This is a genomic window from Mycolicibacterium monacense, from assembly GCF_010731575.1.
In the GTDB taxonomy this organism is placed as follows: Bacteria; Actinomycetota; Actinomycetes; order Mycobacteriales; family Mycobacteriaceae; genus Mycobacterium; species Mycobacterium monacense.
Genome location: NZ_AP022617.1, coordinates 106925 through 122723, shown reverse-complemented (window position 1 = coordinate 122723; position 15799 = coordinate 106925). Strand labels below are relative to the sequence as shown.

Below are 15799 nucleotides of genomic sequence, written 5' to 3'. Positions count from 1 at the left end.
TCGACATGGCCGAGCCGTTGCTGGTGGTGGGCCTGGGCAACCCCGGGCCCAACTACGCCAAAACCCGCCACAACGTCGGCTTCGTCGTCGCGGATCTGCTGGCCGGGCGGATCGGTTCGGGATTCAAGGCGCACCGGAAGTCCGGCGCCGACATCGCGACCGGTCGCCTGGCGGGCAGAGCCGTCGTGCTGGCCAAGCCACGCACGTACATGAACGAGTCGGGCCGCAACGTCGGGCCGCTGGCGAAGTTCTACTCCGTGGCGCCCGCCGACGTGATCGTCATCCACGACGAACTCGACATCGACTTCGGCCGCATCCGTCTGAAGTTCGGCGGCGGCGTCGCGGGCCACAACGGCCTCAAGTCGGTGGCGGCGGCGTTGGGCACCAAGGATTTCCAGCGCGTCCGGGTCGGGGTCGGTCGCCCGCCCGGGCGTAAGGACGCGGCGACGTACGTGCTGGAACCGTTCACGTCCGTTGAACGCCCCGAGGTGCCGACCATCTGTGAACAGGCCGCCGACGCCACCGAACTGCTGATCGCCCAGGGTTTGGAGCCGGCTCAGAATCTCGTTCACGCCTGGGCGTGACTCCCCCGCTTCCCCGCGCGAGCAGACACAGAATCGCCCAAATCCTGGTGGATTCGGGCGATTCTGTGTCTGGTGGCGAAAGGTGGTGGGCATGCTGTTGACCGCCGGACACGGACGGCTCTCGGGAGCCGAGCTGACCGACCTCCTGCGCGGTGCCGGAGTGACCTCGCTGATCGACATTCGGCGCTTCCCGGGCAGTCGCACCAACCCCGACATGTCGCGCGATGCCATGGCGTCCTGGCTGCCTGCGGCCGGGATCGGCTACCGGTGGGAGGCACGCCTCGGCGGCCGGCGAAGGCTCACCGCCGACGAGCCCCGCGATGACCCGTGGTGGCAGGTCGAACAGTTCGCCGCCTATGCCGCGCACACCAGGACCGCCGAGTTCGATGCCGCACTCACCGAGGTGCTCGACGAAAGCGGCTGCCGCACAGTGCTCGTCATGTGCAGTGAGAGTGTCTGGTGGCGGTGCCACCGGCGGCTGGTGGCCGATGTCGCGGTGCTGCGCTTCAGCGCGGCGGTCAGCCATCTCATGCACGACGGCAGGTTGACACCCCATCCGGTCGCGGCCGGCGCGCGCCTGCGCGACGACGGCTTCGTGGTCTGGGACGGCGCGGTCCAAGACGGTTAAGTGAGCCCGCGGATGCCGCTGTCGACGACCTTGACCGGCTTGTGCGGATACCGCCGTTCGGCGTGTGCCTTCGCCGCGGAGTTCGGCAGCACGTAGAGCGTCTCCTTCTTGTCCTGCAACGGTTTGAGCACCAGATCCATGAAGCCCCTGCGGTCTTCGAGGTAGGGCTCGATCACGTCCTCACCGGCCGGGCACACCGCCAGGCAGTACGCCGCCTTGTAGTTCGCCTTGAACGACAGGCTCTGCCACATCGAGGCGTTCTCCGAATCGCTGACACGTGAGCGGAAGTCGTCGGCGTCGGCACTGTCGGCGACGGTCTGCGCCCAGTCGGTGAAGCCGCCCATGAACTCGCGGTAGTTGTGCACCGAACACGCGACGAAGTCGAAGTCGCCGTTCTTGCCGATCGCCCCCACCGGACACGCCGCGACGCACAGCTTGCACTCCAGACACGGTGAATAGTCCAGCGGTGCACCGTATTCGCTGATCTCGGCGTCGACGAGCACGGTGGCCAGCAGGATGAAGTTGCCGAACCTCGGGTGGATGACGTTGCGGTGGATACCCATCACGCCCAGGCCGGCGGCCACCGCGACGGGTTTGTGGGCCACCACCCAGATGCGCCCGGGATAGCGGTCCATCTCCATCGGGAACGTCGCCGACGGGTTGAGCGCGCGGTGACCGGCGTCCTGCAACGCGCGGGTGATGCGGTGGGCGGCCTCGTTGATGATCTCGCCGCTGCGGTGGAACTCCTGGTTGGCGACACTGCGCGCGGTGGAGCGCACGTTGTCGCGGTTCATCCGCACCACGAGCGAGATGTAACTCCGCGCGCCGGGAAGCGCCGCCTCGACGTGCTCGCGTTCGGAGGCGAGGTCCGGGTTGTCGACCGACGCGAACGCCACGTCGTCGGCGCCGGAGTCGAGGCACAGTGTGCGTAGCCAGGCGGCGTCGACGATCCCGGGCGTCACCTTCGGTCGCCCGGCCACCGCCCGCACAGTGGGGTGCTCGGCGAGGCGTGCGGGGAGCTGCTGCATGCTAGGTATAGTACACAATACCCAGAGTCGATGGCACGGGACGTTCGAAACCCGCCGGACCAGACCAACGGCCCTATCAGCCAGGTGGGCACAGCCCTAGCGTGAAAGCATGGCGGCACCCGAACACCACGACACCGACAACACCCAGCCACCACCTCCCGTGCGGTCCATCCCGTCCGGTGGCGCACTGGGCACTGTGTTCGGCCCACTCGAGCGCACCGGCCGGTTCTACGCGGAATCGTGGCGCGACTACCTCGATCGGTCCGACCGGACGGTTCCGGTCGCGCGGCCGACGCTCTCGCTGGCCAGCCACGCGCTGCGGGATGAGATCGTGCTCCTCGGATTGCGGGCGCGCCGCCCGCTCAGCGACCCGGGCACGTTCTCGCGCATCACCCGTGAAGTGGAGGCGGCGGTCGACTTCTACGGGGAGAGGGGCTGGCTCGACGATCCGACGCGGTTCTTCGCACCGCCGCCTCCGTTGACCGACATCTCGATTCAGCGGGTGAAATCCGCCAGACACACTCACCAGCGCCTGGTGTTCGACAGCGGATACGCACCGCATCCCGGGGAGCCGGGCGCCGAACGCTGGCAGACCTATACCGCCAACCGGCGCTGCTACGGGTTGATGCTGCGCCACCGGGAGCCCCGGCCCTGGCTGGTGTGCATTCACGGCGCGGAGATGGGCCGCGCCGCGCTCGACCTCACCCTTTTCCGGACGCGCTGGCTTCACCACGACCTCGGCTTGAACGTCGTTCTGCCGGTACTGCCGATGCACGGTCCTCGTGCGCGCGGCCTGCCGAAGGGGGCCGTGTTCCCCGGCGAGGACGTCCTCGACGACGTGCACGCCGCGGCCCAGGCGGTCTGGGATGTCCGACGGCTGTTGTCGTGGATCCGTAGCCAGGACCCCGACGCGCCGATCGGCCTCAACAGCATCTCGCTCGGCGGCTACGTCGCATCGCTGGTCGCAAGCCTGGAGGACGGCCTGACCTGCGCCGTGCTCGGTGTCCCCGTCGCCGACCTCGTCGAGCTTCTGGGCCGTCACGCCGGATTCGGACGCGATGACCCGCGCCGGGCCACCATCAAACTGGCCGAACCGCTCGGCCGGATGACCTCGCCACTCAGCCTGAACCCCCGCGTGCCGATGCAAGGGCGGTTCATCTACGCCGGGCTGGCCGACCAGCTGGTCCATCCAAGGGAACAGGTGGTGCGCCTATGGGAGCACTGGGGTCGGCCCGAGATCGTCTGGTACCGCGGCGGCCACACCGGGTTCTTCCAGGCGCGGCCCGTGCAGCGGTTCGTCGAGGCCGCCCTCGTCCAGTCGGGCCTCGTGGACGGAGCTGCACGGTCTCGGGAGAGGTGACATGGACCTTCTGGATCCGCTCGACGCGGCGATGATGACCGGAGAGGTGATCGCCAGCCCCCTGCACGTCTCCGCGGTGCTGATCCTGGAACCGCCCGCCGATGCCGGGCCGGGATACCTCGACGACATCTACCAGCGGGCGCGCACTCCCTCGGTCGCCGTGGACCGGCGGCTTCGTCGCTATCCCCACGTCGGCACCGACACCGGTGGATTGTGGACCTGGCGCGAGACCGACACCGTTGACCTGGGCCGGCATGTCACGCGCCGGACACTGCCCGCCGGTTCAGGCCGAAGCGCACTGTGGCACCTGGTGGGCCGGCTGCACGCCGAACGCCTCGACCGATCCGGCCCGATGTGGTCCGGGTGTCTGATCGACGGCCTCGACGACGGGCGCTTCGCCTGGTTCGTGAAGGTGCACCACACCGTCATGGACGGGGTCGCGGGCCTTCAGCTGATCATCGACGGTTTGAGCGCTGACCCGGAGCGCCGCGACATGCCGCCGTTCTACGCCGCCTCCGGCGCGGCGGCCGGCCGGTCGAACCCTGTTCGTTCCCCCGGCCCCTTGGGGCAGCTGCGGTCGATCGTCGGCGCCAGCGCGTCAAGCGTCGAACTGACGGGACGTCTCGTCGGTGGCGAGCTCTCCGATCTGATGCACTACGTCACCGGCGACACCACCGTGGCGCCGTTGACTGCTCCCTACACGCGGCTCAACCACCGGCTCGGTGACGAACGCGCCGTCGCGGCGGCCACCGTAGCCAAGACCCGCATCAAGGCCGTCCAGTCCCGGGCGGGAGCGACCGGCAATGACGTCGTCACCGCCGTTGTAGCCGGGGTCTTGAGAGGCTGGCTGATGGATCACGATGAGCTGCCAGGCCGCTCACTCGTGGCGCTCTGCCCGATCACCGTGCGGGGCCGCGAACACGGAACCCCCGAGAGCGGCAACGCGTTCGGCGGATGGCTGTGTCCGCTGGGCACCGACATGGACGATCCCGCCGCCCGACTGGATCTGATCCACCGGTCGATGGCCGAGGGTAAACGTCAGGTCGGGAAGCGGGGCGCCGGCACCTCCATGCTCCTGCTGGCGCTGAGCATCGCACCGACCCTGCTGACGCCGCTGCTGCCGCTCGTGCCGCGGCTGCGTACCGGGTACAACCTGCCGATCTCCAACGTCCCGGGGCCGCGCACCGAAATGTATTGGAACGGAGCCCATGTCGAAGAGATCTACCCGGTGTCGGCGGTGTACGGCGGGCAGGCGCTCAACGTCACGGTGTGCTCCTACGCGGACCGGGTCTGCTTCGGCTGGGTGGCCGGGGCCGAGGTGATGCCCGACATCGCCACGGTGACAGAACGTACCGAGCGGTCACTGGCCGAACTGGAAGCAGCGGTTGGCGCGCGCGGCTAACCCCCCGTGCGCCTCGCGTAAGCGCGCAGGGCGAACGGGGCGAACACCGCCGTCAGCACCAGGGACCACAGCACCGTCGCCAGCACCGGATGGTGCAGCGGCAACTGCGCATCCGGTGCCGCCGGGCTGCCGTTGCCCCACAGTTCCCGCATCGCCTGCGCCAGCGAGGAGACCGGATTCCACTCGGCGATCACCCGGAGCCAGTGCGGCATCGGCTCGGTCGGCACGAAGGTGTTGGCCAGGAACGTCATCGGGAACAGTGCGGTGAACATGACGCCGTTGACCGCCTCGACGGTGCGCATCAGCGAGCCGATGAGGATGCCGAACCAGATCATCCCGAACCCGAACAGCAGCAGCAGCGCGAACGCCAGCACCGCCTCGCCCACGCTGCCCCGGATCCGCCACCCGATCGCCAGACCGGTCAGCGCCATCACGAACACCCCGAGCGACGAGTGGATCACGCTGGCGATGCTGCGTCCGATGAGCACCGAGGACCGCGAGATCGGCAGCGACCGGAACCGGTCGATGATGCCCTTCTCGACGTCGGCGGTGATGCCGGAGGCCACCACGAACGCCGAGAACACGATGGTCTGCGCCTGGATGCCGGGCAGCAGGAACTCCCGGTAGGACGCGCCGCCGGTATTGGTGATCGACGCCCCGAACACGAACGCGAACAGCAGCACGAACATGATCGGCTGCGCGGTCACGTCGCTGAGCATCTCCGGCATCCGCTTGGTGTGGATCATGTTGCGCTTGACCATGATCCATGACTGCTGCACCAGGTTGGTGCGGTGTGTGAGCGGCCGGCGGGCCTGGTCGGACTGCCGTGATTCGACGGCGGTCATGCGGTGGCCTCCTCGTCCTCGGTGCGATGGCCGGTCAGCGACAGGAACACGTCATCGAGGCTGGGCCGCGACAGTCCGATGTCGTCGACCTCGATGTCACTGTCCCGCAGCCAGCCTGCGACGCGGACCATGTCGGCCAGCCCGTCGGCGGCCGCGGTCAGCCGGCGGGCGCCGCGGTCGACGAACACCTCCGCGCCCGTCTTCGCCAGCAGCGCCTGGGCCGCCGGGAGATCGTCGCCGTCGGCCACCGTCACCACCAGGCTGGCGTTACCGGCCTGCCGTTTCAGCTCCAGCGGCGAACCCTCGGCGATGATGCGGCCCTTGTCGATCACCACGATGTCGTCGGCCAGCTGGTCGGCCTCCTCGAGGTACTGGGTGGTCAGCAGCAGCGTGGTGCCGCCCTCGACGAGGCCGCGCAGCACGTCCCACAGCTCGCTGCGGCTGCGCGGGTCGAGGCCGGTGGTCGGTTCGTCGAGGAACAGCACCGGCGGCGCGGCGAGCAGGCTGACCGCGAGGTCGAGCCGGCGGCGCATGCCACCGGAGTAGGACTTCACCACCCGGTCGGCGGCGTGGCCGATCGAGAACCGTTCGAGCAGTTCGTCACCCACCCGGGCCAGTTCCCTGCGCCGGATGCCGTAGAGCCCGCCGATCATCCGGATGTTCTCCCGGCCGGTGAGCAGTTCGTCGACCGTGGCGACCTGACCGGTCAGGCCCATGTTGCGGCGCACCTCGTCGGGCTGGCGGACGACATCGAACCCGGCCACCCGGGCCGTACCGCTGGTGGGTTCGGTCAGCGTCGTCATCATCCGCACCGTGGTGGTCTTACCCGCGCCGTTGGGGCCGAGCAGCCCGAGGACCGTACCCGCGGGCACGGCGAAACTCACGCCGTCGACGGCGGTCTGTTCGCCGAACCGCTTCACCAGGTCGATCGCTTCGATGGCCGGTGTCATGCCACGACGGTAACCGCGCCGACCGACAGCGGGCGAACGAGTTTCGGTGCGCGAGCAGACACAAATGTCCGCAACACGCCGACGTTTCGGGGACTTTTGCGTCTGCTCGGCAGGATTAGGTGACCAGCGAGACCGAGTTGGCGCGGCGCAGCTTGCCCGACGAGGTCTTCGGGATGCTGCCCGGTCCGAGAACCACGACATTGCGCGGACGCATCTCGACCTCCGCGACGACCTCGTGGGCGACCTGATGCTCGATTCGGCGCACCTCGGCGGGATCCTGCCAGTTGTTGGACTCCACCGCCACGGCGAACGTCTCACGCGAGTGTCCGGCATCGAGTCGCACCGCGACGGCACAACCCGGCCGGACACCCTCGACGCGGCCCGCCGCGCGTTCGATGTCGGTGGGGTAGATGTTGCGCCCGGCCATGATGATCACGTCCTTGACGCGGCCGCAGACCACGACGTGACCCTCCTCGGTGATGTAGCCGAGGTCGCCGGTGTCGTACCAGCCGTGGTCGTCCTGGGCCGGGATGAATCCACCCATGGTCATGTACCCGGGCGTGACGCATTCGCCGCGCAGTTCGATGACGCCCACTCCGCGAGGCGGCATGACATTGCCGTTCTCGTCGATGACGCGGGCTTCGAGATCGGTGAGCAGCGGGCCCAGATCGGCCAGCCGCTTGGTGTTGCCCTTGGTGGCGGGCACGGCGCGGCGCAGCGCAGCCAGTAGGTCGGCGTCGACCTCGTCGACGACGAGACCGGCGCCGCACGGCGAGAACGACACGGCGAGCGTGGTCTCGGCCATGCCGTAGGCGGGCAGGATGGCCTCCGGCTTGAGGCCGAACGGCTTTCCGGCGTCGATCAGGTCCTCGACGTCGGCGGGTTCGACCGGCTCGGCCCCCGAGAGCGCGAATCGCAGCGTGGACAGGTCGAAGTCGCCCGGTTTGGCCTGGCGGCGCAGCCGCTTGGCCAGCAGCGCGTAGGCGAAGTTCGGCGCCGCCGTCATCGTGCCCTTGTACTTGTCGATGAGCTTGGCCCAGAGCAGGGTGTCGCGCAGGAAGTCCATCGGCGTGACCTTGACGAGCTCGGCGCCGAAGTACATCGGGATGGTGAGGAAGCCGACCATGCCCATGTCGTGGAAACAGGGCAGCCAGCTGACCATGACGTCGTTCTCGACGTCGTACTCCGCGCCGATGAACATCGCCTCGGCGTTGGAGTGGATGTTGCGGTGCGTAACCTGCACGGCCTTCGGGGATCCGGTCGATCCCGACGTCAGCTGCATCAGCGCGAGATCGTCCTCGCCCACCTCGATGGGGTCGATCGGCTCGGCCGCCAGTAGGTCACTGACGGTGAGGACCTTGATCCCCTTCTCCTCGAGCACCGGGATGGCGACCACGAACGGCTCGGAGACGATGACGGCCTTCGCCTCGATCATGCCGATGACGTTCATCGTGTCTTCGGCCCACATCGCGAGGTCGGTGCGCGGCGTCGGCTGGTGCAGCATGGTCAGGCTCGCGCCGCGCATCCACAGGCCCTGCGCGGTCGGGGCGATCTCGACCGGGAAGCCGGCCAGCACACCCACGGCGTCGCCGTGGCCGACACCGGCTGCCGCGAGTCCGCCGGCGATGCGGCGGGCCCGCTCGTGCACCTCACCCCAGGTGTGGCGGATGGGTTCGTGCGGCTCGCCGGTCACCATGCCGGTGCTCACGGTTCGCGCGTTGCGGTACATCTTCTCGGTGAACCTGCTCACGACATCCTCCTGTGGACCGGCGCCACTGCCCGGCTTTTTATGCTCCGCCTGTCCACGAGCGTTGCCGAGTAGGCACGCGCACACGATTCAGGAGCAGTTGGGTATCGAAACGGTGATGAGGCGGCCGGCCCTGCGCTCCGCTGCGGTCGGACCGGGTCCTGCGGGTTTACATCGGCGCCCGCCGACGGCGCCGGCGGGAAAGGACACGCGTCAACTTCTCGACCGCTAGCTTTCACCGCCGACCATCTTAAGAGACCCTTAAGTAACTGCCAAACTCTCGGGCCGATTGAGGCGTGCGTCACACTTTCCGGACGCAATGACCTCATCCTCACACCGACGGCGAGGGTGCGGGGACCACCCGCGCACCCTGCACGGGTCCACTGGCCACCCGCACGGTCCGGCACACCCCGGCACCGGCCAGGCGGGCGCCGACATCGATCGCCTGCGGCGACGAGGCGCACAGGAACGCGCACGTCGGCCCCGACCCGGACACGATCGCGGCCAGCGCACCCGCGTCCAGTCCGGCCCGCAGCGTCCGCCGCAGGTCCGGGCTCAGGCTCAGCGCGGCCGCCTGCAGGTCGTTGCCGAGCAGCGGCGCCAGTTGCCGGGCATCCCCGGACGCCAGCGCGGCCAGCATCGGCTCCGGATCGCCCAGCCGGGCGGGTTCGGCCCTGGCGCCACCAGCCGTGGCACGCAACCGGTCGAGCTCACGAAACACCTTCGGCGTCGAGAGGCCCTTGTACGCGAAGGCGAGCACCCAGTGGAACGTGCTGCGGGCCAGTACGGTCGCGAGCTCCTCGCCGCGACCGGTGCCCAATGCGGTACCGCCGTGCAGCGCGAACGGGACGTCACTGCCCAGTTCGGCGGCCATCGCGTGCAGATCGCGTCGCGGTACGCCGATCTCCCAGAGGTGATTCATCGCGACCAGCACCCCCGCGGCGTCGGCGCTGCCCCCGGCCATGCCGCCGGCCACCGGAATCGACTTCTCGATCGAGATCGCCACATCGGGTGATCTCCCGACGTGCTCGGCCATCAGTTCGGCCGCTTTCCAGGCGAGGTTGCGACGATCGGCGGGCAGCGACTCGGCGCCCTCGCCGGCCAGATCCAGCGACAGCGTGTCGGCGGTCGAGACGGTGACCTCGTCGAGCAGGGATACGGCGTGGAAGACCGTCGTCAGATCGTGGTAGCCGTCGTCGCGCAGATCACCGACGCCCAGGAACAGGTTGACCTTGCCGGGCACCCGCACGGTGACCGACCCGGTGGGAACCCACTCGGAGGCGGTGTTGCCGTTGCGCACCGCTCGACACTATCGCCGCATGTGGACGGTGCAAACTCCAGCGGCAGGCCAGACCGGCACTACTGGACGCGGACCTGTTCCTCGGCTTCGCCGGAACGCTGCAGCAACCGGACGAAGTCCGCGATCGCAAGGGTCTCACCCCGTCGCGACGGGTCGATGCTGGCGGCCAGGAGGCGGCGGGCGGATTCGTTACCGGACCCGGCCCACTCGGCGAACGCGTTGCGCGAGGTCTTGCGGCGCTGCGCGAACGCGATGTCGATCAGATCGAAGACCTGGGCGCGGAAATCGGCGTCGGTCGGCCACGGCGAGGTCTCGTAGCGGTCGATGCGGACCAGTCCCGAATACACCCGCGGGATGGGCCAGAACACCGTCGGCGAGACCATCCCGTAGCGGCGGACGTTGCCGTAGAACCGCACCTTCGCGCTCGGCACGCCGTAATCCTTACCGCCCGGATCGGCGGCTAGGCGCTCGGCCACCTCGGCCTGAACCATGACCATCACCGAGCGGATCGTCGGGAACTCGGCGAGCAGATGGAGCAGGGCCGGCACCGCGACGTTGTACGGCAGGTTGGCGACCAGCGCTGTCGGCTGGTTCTCCAGATCCGACGGCATCAGCGTCAGGATGTCCTGGTTGAGGACCGTCAGACGGTTGATCTCGCTGTGCGAATGATCGGCGATCGTCGTGGGAAGCTGTTGCGCGAGCAGCGGATCGATCTCCACCGCCGTCACATGCGCCCCGCGATCGAGCAGCGCCAGCGTCAGCGAACCGAGGCCGGGACCCACCTCGAGGACGTGGTCATGGCGGTGCACACCGGAGGCCGAGACGATCCGGCGCACGGTGTTGGCGTCATGGACGAAATTTTGCCCGAACGACTTGCGCGGGCGAAAATCGATGTCCTTCGCAAGGCGCCGGATCTCGGTGCGCCCGAGTAGTCGGATTGTCACGACGCCCCCAACCTTCCACTACACGTGGGCCAGGCTCCCCAGCCTTGCCTCGCCCGCGTGACCTCAGCAATCGCGATCTGTTCTTCTCTTGTTGCCAGATCTGCCCTCGGAGCATACCTCAGACCCCCATTGCGCTCCCAGGTGTTTTGATCAAATTGGACCCCACCGAAATAACCGTTACCGGTATTGATGGACCAATTACCTCCGGCTTCGCACTGAGCGAGGGCATCCCACGTCCCTCCGGCGCGCACCGGGGGCACCTCGGTGCCGGGTTTGGCACCCACCCGCAAAACGGCGTTCTTTGCAGGTGAAACAACGACATTGGCTACTGGCAGCCTGCCCGTTTCCACACCGTTGACCTTCGAGATAGCAAAAGTCACGTCCTGAACACCGGGACTCCCCGGATTCTCGACGATCTGGCGGCTCATGTTGAGGTTGACGTCCTCGATGCGGGTGTTCGCCGGGTCCAGCGGCAGCCGCTCGGTGACCTTCTCGACCCGGATCCGAGTTATCTGGATCTGCATCCCGTCGACAACTGGGGCCGAGGCGGCCGGCACGACCTTGTCGCGCTGCTGCAGCGGTGCGCCCGCGGCCTCGAGCAGACCGCCCACGTTCGGCGCGGCCAGCCGGACGGTGCGGATCGCCCCGCCGTCGTCGATCTGGACGGTCTTGGGGGTGACCACCGGAAGCGACATCCCGCCGAGCGGCACCCGGCTGGCGCGCGATGCGGCGGCGGGGGCGCTGTCGGTCATCTGCAGCTGCGCCAGCGCCTCGTCGACGGTCGACGCCGTGGTCCACACCTGCTGGGTGTGCTGACCGTCGAGGGAGATGTCCAGCGGCCTGCTGCGCCGCAGCACGATGGTCTGCGACTGGCTCACCTCGGCGTCAGCGGCCGGGAAGAGGTCGTCGCGGTCACCGACGTCGAAGCCGTTCTCTTCGACGACGTCGATCACGCGCGACTTCATGGTGGACACCGTGGTCTCGGTGCCGTCCACGGAGAGGGTCACGGTCTTGTGGGCGGCGACGGCGTAACCGCCGGCGAAGGTCAACGCCACCAGCAGTGCGCCCACGACGATGCGCAGCATGGGCGAACGCGCCTCGTGCAGCCTGTTCAGAGCAGTCAAGTGGTCGAATCCCTGTTATTGGTACAAACGTTTCAAAAAAAGCGGAGCTAAGTCCGCTTACGATCACAAGACGGTAACGAACTCCTTTACTGAGATCAACCCGTACGGAGTGCGTACGCGCGGATCGCGTTGTCGGCGGTTTGCTGAGCCAGCTCCTCGGCCGGCTCGCCGCGGACCTCGGCCAGGGCGCGGACGGTGTACGGCAGGCAGTACGGCTCGTTGGGGGCGCCGCGGTACGGGTGCGGGGTGAGAAATGGTGCATCCGTTTCGACGAGGAGCTGCTCGCCGGGGATCAGCTGCGCCGCCTCCCGCAGGGCATGCGCGTTCCGGAAGCTCACCGTGCCCGAAAGGCTCAGCAGCCAGCCGGCGTCCACACAGGTGCGGGCCATCTGCGCATCCGAGGAGAAGCAGTGGAAGATCACCGTCTCCGGCGCGCCCTCGGCGGCGAGTACGTCGAGGACGGCCGCGTCGGCATCGCGGTTGTGGATCATCAGCGGCTTGCCGGTGCGCTTGGCGAGGTCGATGTGCCAGGCGAACGCCTCCCGCTGCACCTCCGGCTCGGCGCAGCCGTCGAGCTTGCCGGGCCAGTACAGATCCAGCCCGGTCTCCCCGACCGCCACCACCCGCGGGTGGGCGACGAGCCGTTCGATCTCGACCTTCGCCTCGTCGGTCAGCGCATCGGCGCGGGTGGGGTGCAGGGCCACGGCCGCGTAGACCCGGTCATCCCAGTCGGCGGCCCGGGTGGCCCAGTGCGCCGAGGCCAGATCGTCGGCGATCGTCACGACCGCGCCCACGCCGACCGCGCCCGCCCGGTCCAGCACCGCCCGCACGTCGTCACCGTCGCGCGCACCGCAGGCGTCGAGGTGGGTGTGCGCATCGATCAGCGGCGTCAACGGCTCGGGAGCCGGCGGTGCCGGACGGTTCGATCGACTCACGTCCCACACCATAAGGTGAACCCAAATGAGTCAGCCGTTCTACATCACCACCGCGATCGCCTACCCCAACGGCGATCCGCACGTCGGCCACGCCTACGAGTACATCGCCACCGATGCGATCGCCCGGTTCAAGCGGCTCGACGGATATGACGTGCGCTACCTGACCGGCACCGACGTGCACGGGCAGAAGATGGCCGAGACGGCGACGGCGCTCGGTGTGCCGGTGGCCGACCTCGCACGGCGCAACTCCGATGTGTTCCAGCGGCTGCAGGAGAAGCTCAACATATCCTTCGACCGGTTCATCCGGACCTCGGACACCGACCACTACCGGGCGTCCGAGGACATCTGGCAGCGGATGAACGCCGCCGGCGACATCTATCTCGACGCCTACTCCGGCTGGTACTCGGTGCGCGACGAACGGTTCTTCACCGAGGGTGAGACGACGCTGCGCGAAGACGGGGTTCGTATCGCCACCGAAACCGGCGCCCCGCTGACGTGGACCGAGGAGCAGACCTACTTCTTCAAGCTGTCGGCCTACACCGACCGGCTGCTCGCCCACTACGAGGCCCATCCCGAGTTCATCCAGCCCGACGCCCGGCGCAACGAGATCGTCAGCTTCGTCTCCGGGGGGCTGCGCGATCTGTCGATCTCCCGCACCACGTTCGACTGGGGGGTGCCGGTCCCCGACCACCCCGACCACGTCATGTACGTCTGGGTGGACGCGCTGACCAACTACCTCACCGGGGTGGGCTATCCGGACACCTCGTCGGAGGAGTTCCAGCGGTACTGGCCCGCCGATCTGCACATGATCGGCAAGGACATCATCCGGTTCCACACCGTCTACTGGCCCGCATTCCTGATGTCGGCGGGACTCGAGTTGCCGCGCAAGGTCTTCGCGCACGGCTGGCTGCTCAACCGCGGCGAGAAGATGAGCAAGTCGATCGGCAACGTCGTCGACCCGGTGAACCTCGTCGACACCTTCGGCCTCGACCAGGTGCGCTACTTCTTCCTGCGCGAGGTGCCGTTCGGCCAGGACGGCAGCTACAGCGAGGACGCCATCATCGGCCGAATCAACGCCGACCTGGCCAACGAGCTGGGCAACCTGGCGCAGCGCTCGCTGTCGATGGTGGCCAAGAACCTCGGCAGTGCGGTCCCCGAACCCGGCGAGTTCACCGCCGAGGACCTCGCGCTGCTCGACGCCGCCGACGCGCTGATGGACCGGGTCCGCCGCCATTTCGACGAGCAGGCGATGCATCTGGCGCTGGAGGCGATCTGGTCGGTGCTCGGCGCGGCCAACCGGTACTTCTCCGCGCAGGAGCCGTGGGTGCTGCGCAAATCGGAGGCCGTCCACGATCAGGTGCGGTTCCGCACCGTGCTCTACACGACACTCGAGACCGTGCGGATCGCGGCGTTGCTGAGCCAGCCCGTCATGCCGGATTCGACCGCGACACTGCTCGACCTGGTCGGCCAACCCGCCGACCAGCGCACCTTCGCCGCCGTTTCGACCCGCCTCACCCCGGGCACCGCACTGCCGAAGCCCGTCGGGGTGTTTCCCAGATACCAGGTGGATTAGAGATACAGGTGGCCTGAGCATGAACGGACTGCACGAGAACCTGCAGGGCATCTTCGAAGAGGTGGCGCGGCGCAACCCCGGCGAGACGGAGTTCCACCAGGCCGTCTACGAGGTGCTCCAGAGCCTCGGACCGGTGGTGGCCAAACACCCCGAGTACGCCGACAGCGCGATCATCCGCCGGCTGTGCGAACCGGAGCGCCAGATCCTGTTCCGCGTGCCGTGGGTCGACGACAGCGGCGCGGTCCAGATGAACCGTGGGTTCCGCGTCGAGTTCAACTCGGCGCTGGGCCCGTTCAAGGGCGGCCTGCGGTTCCACCCGTCGGTGTACCTCGGCATCATCAAATTCCTCGGCTTCGAGCAGATCTTCAAGAACTCGCTGACCGGGATGCCGATCGGCGGCGCCAAGGGCGGTTCGGACTTCGACCCGAAGGGCCGCTCGAACGGCGAGATCATGCGGTTCTGCCAGTCGTTCATGACCGAGCTGTACCGCCACATCGGTGAGTACACCGACGTGCCCGCCGGTGACATCGGCGTCGGCATGCGCGAGATCGGTTACCTGTTCGGCCAGTACAAGCGCATCACCAACCGCTACGAATCCGGCGTGCTCACCGGTAAGGGCATCACGTGGGGCGGGTCGCTGGTACGCACCGAGGCCACCGGCTACGGCACCGTCTACTTCATCGCCGACATCCTCAAGTCGCGTGGGGAGTCATTCGAGGGCACACGTGCCGTGGTGTCCGGTTCCGGCAACGTCGCCATCTACGCGATCGAGAAGATCCAGCACCTCGGCGGCACGGTCATCGCGTGTTCGGACTCCGACGGCTACGTGGTCGACCCCGACGGCATCGACCTCGCGCTGCTCAAGGAGGTCAAGGAGGTCCAGCGCGGCCGGGTGGCGGACTACGCCGAGATGCGCGGCGGCCGAGCACGTTTCGTACACGGCAACGTGTGGGACGTGGAATGCGACATCGCGGTGCCCAGCGCCACGCAGAACGAGATCAACGGCGCCGACGCCGCGGCACTGGTCAAGGGTGGCTGCCGCATCGTCGCCGAAGGCGCGAACATGCCGTGCACGCCCGAGGCGGTGAAACTCTTCGCCGAAGCCGGCACCGTCTTCGCCCCCGGTAAGGCCGTGAACGCAGGCGGGGTGGCGACCAGCGCGCTGGAGATGCAGCAGAACGCGTCCCGCGATTCGTGGACCTTCGACGAGACCGAGGACAAGCTCGCCGAGATCATGGGCCGCATCCACGACCGCTGCCTGCAGACCGCCGAGGAATACGGTCAGCCGGGCAACTACGTGGCCGGTGCCAACATCGCCGGCTTCACCCGGGTGGCCGACGCGATGCTGGCCCTCGGAATCATCTGAGTGACCTAGCTCA

At 68.1% G+C, this 15799-nt stretch carries 14 protein-coding genes; 6 read left to right on the top strand and 8 right to left on the bottom strand.

The genetic code is table 11. From position 1 onward, the window contains the following. Positions 1–5 precede the first annotated feature (5 nt). A complete protein-coding gene (gene pth / locus G6N49_RS00560) occupies positions 6–584 on the top strand; it encodes an aminoacyl-tRNA hydrolase (protein WP_011561632.1) in 579 nt (192 codons plus the stop codon). Between the two features lie 91 nt (positions 585–675). Beyond that, a complete protein-coding gene (locus tag G6N49_RS00555) occupies positions 676–1212 on the top strand; it encodes a DUF488 domain-containing protein (protein ID WP_011561633.1) in 537 nt (178 codons plus the stop codon). Here the strand turns inward: G6N49_RS00555 and G6N49_RS00550 are convergent. Continuing rightward, complete coding sequence (locus tag G6N49_RS00550; protein ID WP_083045333.1) at positions 1209–2240, bottom strand: epoxyqueuosine reductase; 1032 nt, start codon at positions 2238–2240, stop codon at positions 1209–1211. The genes G6N49_RS00555 and G6N49_RS00550 overlap by 4 nt on opposite strands. A 109-nt stretch (positions 2241–2349) precedes the next feature. Here G6N49_RS00550 and G6N49_RS00545 point away from each other — a divergent pair, with 109 nt between their 5' ends. Both G6N49_RS00545 and G6N49_RS00540 read left to right on the top strand, forming a co-directional pair. Next, positions 2350–3600 carry an alpha/beta hydrolase family protein gene (locus tag G6N49_RS00545; RefSeq protein ID WP_083045334.1) on the top strand — a complete coding sequence of 417 codons (1251 nt, stop codon included), beginning with the start codon at positions 2350–2352 and terminating at the stop codon, positions 3598–3600. A gap of 1 nt (position 3601) precedes the next feature. Continuing rightward, the gene (locus G6N49_RS00540) at positions 3602–5002 is read left to right on the top strand and encodes a wax ester/triacylglycerol synthase family O-acyltransferase (RefSeq protein WP_083045335.1); all 1401 of its coding nucleotides are present in this window, start codon (positions 3602–3604) and stop codon (positions 5000–5002) included. Here the strand turns inward: G6N49_RS00540 and G6N49_RS00535 are convergent. The 7 genes from G6N49_RS00535 to G6N49_RS00505 form a co-directional block, all read right to left on the bottom strand. Further along, positions 4999–5847 carry an ABC transporter permease gene (locus G6N49_RS00535; protein ID WP_064916975.1) on the bottom strand — a complete coding sequence of 283 codons (849 nt, stop codon included), beginning with the start codon at positions 5845–5847 and terminating at the stop codon, positions 4999–5001. The genes G6N49_RS00540 and G6N49_RS00535 overlap by 4 nt on opposite strands. Beyond that, positions 5844–6797, bottom strand: coding sequence for an efflux ABC transporter ATPase subunit, DrrA-related (locus G6N49_RS00530; RefSeq protein ID WP_064916974.1), 954 nt, complete (start codon positions 6795–6797; stop codon positions 5844–5846). The genes G6N49_RS00535 and G6N49_RS00530 overlap by 4 nt, the downstream gene beginning before the upstream one ends. Before the next feature lie 115 nt (positions 6798–6912). After that, entirely contained in the window at positions 6913–8547 is a 1635-nt protein-coding gene (locus G6N49_RS00525) for a fatty acyl-AMP ligase (protein ID WP_011856901.1), read from the bottom strand. Between the two features lie 328 nt (positions 8548–8875). Next, positions 8876–9844: a 4-(cytidine 5'-diphospho)-2-C-methyl-D-erythritol kinase gene (locus tag G6N49_RS00520; protein ID WP_083045336.1), complete on the bottom strand. Its 969-nt coding sequence runs from the start codon at positions 9842–9844 to the stop codon at positions 8876–8878. A gap of 59 nt (positions 9845–9903) precedes the next feature. Next, positions 9904–10788 (bottom strand): 16S rRNA (adenine(1518)-N(6)/adenine(1519)-N(6))-dimethyltransferase RsmA, encoded by an 885-nt coding sequence (gene rsmA / locus G6N49_RS00515; RefSeq protein ID WP_011768360.1) that lies wholly within the window; start codon positions 10786–10788, stop codon positions 9904–9906. Beyond that, positions 10785–11912 carry a resuscitation-promoting factor gene (locus G6N49_RS00510; RefSeq protein ID WP_011561642.1) on the bottom strand — a complete coding sequence of 376 codons (1128 nt, stop codon included), beginning with the start codon at positions 11910–11912 and terminating at the stop codon, positions 10785–10787. The genes rsmA and G6N49_RS00510 overlap by 4 nt, the downstream gene beginning before the upstream one ends. A 95-nt stretch (positions 11913–12007) precedes the next feature. Further along, a complete protein-coding gene (locus G6N49_RS00505) occupies positions 12008–12859 on the bottom strand; it encodes a TatD family hydrolase (RefSeq protein ID WP_064876315.1) in 852 nt (283 codons plus the stop codon). Between the two features lie 13 nt (positions 12860–12872). On the opposite strand from G6N49_RS00505, the gene metG reads away from it, so the two are divergent. Together metG and gdhA are read left to right on the top strand one after the other, a co-directional pair. Further along, complete coding sequence (gene metG, locus G6N49_RS00500) at positions 12873–14420, top strand: methionine--tRNA ligase (protein WP_011561644.1); 1548 nt, start codon at positions 12873–12875, stop codon at positions 14418–14420. Positions 14421–14439: 19 nt separating this feature from the next. After that, complete coding sequence (gdhA, locus tag G6N49_RS00495; protein ID WP_064876317.1) at positions 14440–15786, top strand: NADP-specific glutamate dehydrogenase; 1347 nt, start codon at positions 14440–14442, stop codon at positions 15784–15786. Positions 15787–15799: the final 13 nt, after the last annotated feature.